Here is a 1,442-nt window from a genome sequence, read left to right on the forward strand (position 1 = left end):
AGCCCGCCAGCCGATGGCGCGCCTCTTCACTCGCTGCCGGATGAAGTCCCGTGCGGTGGACGTGGGGTGAGGCGTCAGCGCAAGGCGTCTAGCTGGTGAGGTGGAGCCGGGCCAGCTGAGGCCGCGTGGACGCGCCTCACCCACGAAAAAGGAGCAGGTTACACCAGAGACTTTCTTTTCACCCATATAGTGCGTGTTGCCTTTTTCGGCGATCAAGGTTCTTTCTTCTCGCTGTGCCGGCACACACGGACAGCAGACCAGGGTCGTACCTTCCGAGGTCTGGAGACATCAATGATCAGGCGTCATGTTCGGCTAGCCCGGGCGGGGAGGGCCCGGGTCCAGGGCACAAGACGGTGGGAGGCGTGGCTTGGCCGGTTGGCAGCGGCATTCGCTGTTCTGGCCGGTCTGGTGGTGCTGTCGGCCGTTCAAGCCACGGCTCAGGGCGGTCCGGGTGAGCATCGGGCCAACACCCCGGCTCATACGGCAGTGACCGGTCAAGGCGCGCACGCGGGCGGAGCCGTCCCGAACAGTCCCTTGGCCTACGTCACCAACTTCGGTTCAGACACTGGATCGAGGGCTCGTCAGTGGGCAGACCGAGGTGCTCGTGCAGATCGCGGACGCGGAACACCTTCCCGGGGTGCTCGTTGAACGTGGTCACGATGCGCTGGTAGGGCCTGGGCAGCCGAACAGGACTGGCTCACTCTGGAACGATTACCCGCCTACGCTCCCGAGTTGAACCCGGTGGAACTGCTGTGGTCCTCGCTCAAGAAGCGTGAACTCGCCAACCTCGCTGGCGACCACCTCGCCGATGTCGCCGACGCCACCGAACAGGGCATCCACCGCATCAACACCAACCCACAACTGCCATGGTCCTTCCTCGCCCATACCGGCCCGACCATCCACCCACCACACCCACCGAACTTACGAAAAGTATTGGTGCACCCGGTCAGCGCCAGGACGGCCGATCTCAGCCGTTTCACCTGTCGTCGCTGGCTGGACAGGTGAAACGGCGCCCTATTCGAGTTCCCTCACTCAGCCGGCGCACGCACCCCACCGTCTGCGTAACCCCCCGATGGGGCTCTCGTTGATCGAGGCATCGCGCTATGGACCATCCGATCCCCGACGGATGCGCGCAGTGGGGCCCGGGCACGCCTCGTGAGTTGCCCGGGCCCCTTGTCCCGGCCTTGAACGGGCTCGCGGCCCTCGCCTCCGACCAACTGGTACTGCAATACTGCACCGGTGCCCTACAGGTAGCGGATAGTGCCTGTGCCCGCGACATCCATGAGCTCATGTGGTTCCGCCAGCACATCGCCGATCACGGCCAGGCGCCGACGATGCAAGATCTAATAGGACTCCGTTAGGTCTGTCTCGATCTTGATGTTGTGTGTGGCTTGCGGGGCAGGGGTTGGTGGCAGGTGGTGCAGATGCCGGTCCAGCACCTC

General features: G+C 64.4%; 1 protein-coding gene. It reads left to right on the forward strand.

Going from position 1 to position 1,442, the window contains the following annotated elements:
* Positions 1-741 precede the first annotated feature (741 nt).
* Positions 742-1,005, forward strand: coding sequence for a hypothetical protein (locus AB0N17_RS46665; protein ID WP_366017726.1), 264 nt, complete (start codon positions 742-744; stop codon positions 1,003-1,005).
* Positions 1,006-1,442: the final 437 nt, after the last annotated feature.

The organism is Streptomyces sp. NPDC051133, from assembly GCF_040682635.1.
In the GTDB taxonomy this organism is placed as follows: Bacteria; Actinomycetota; Actinomycetes; order Streptomycetales; family Streptomycetaceae; genus Streptomyces.